The sequence below is a fragment of the Natronococcus sp. genome, assembly GCF_047921035.1.
Lineage (GTDB): Archaea > Halobacteriota > Halobacteria > Halobacteriales > Natrialbaceae > Natronococcus.
On sequence record NZ_JBLRWX010000252.1, the window covers coordinates 1 to 613 of the forward strand.

General features: G+C 55.1%; 1 pseudogene. It reads left to right on the forward strand.

Annotated features, from left to right (window positions below):
- Positions 1–613 (forward strand): annotated as a pseudogene (locus tag ACNA7R_RS20550) (chromosome segregation protein SMC); the annotation flags it as partial.

Here is a 613-nt window from a genome sequence, read left to right on the forward strand (position 1 = left end):
CGAGCGACGCGCAACGAAATCGAGGAGAATCGCTCCGAGTATCAGCGAGCCAACCGCCGTCTCGAGTCGATCGACGAGGAAATCGAGCGCCGGCGTGACCGCGTCGAGGATCTTACGGACGATCGGGAAGCCTTCACAGAAGAGATTACTGAACTCGAGACAGAGATCGATGACCTCGAGACCGACGACTCCGAAGACATTCTCGAGCAACACCGCGAAGTCAACCAGCTCGAGTTCGAGATCGAACGGAAGGAAAGTGAGCGTGACGACGTCGAAGACAAAATCGCGTCAATCGAAGAACGGCTCGATGATCGCGAAGGGCTTCAAGATCGGCGTGAGAAGACAACCGAAGAGTTAGCCGATCTTCGAACCCGTATCGATCAAATCGAAGACAGTGCGGTCGAGGAGTTCAACGAGCACATGGAGAGCTTGTTAGAGATCCTCGGGTACAGTAATCTCGATCGGATCTGGATCGATCAGACAACACGCGACGTTCGCGAAGGCCGACGCAAAGTGACGAAATCGTCGTTCGATCTCAAGATCGTCCGCAGTACTGAGGAGGGATCAGCCTACGAAGACTCGATCAACCACCTCAGTGAGAGCGAGCGCGAGG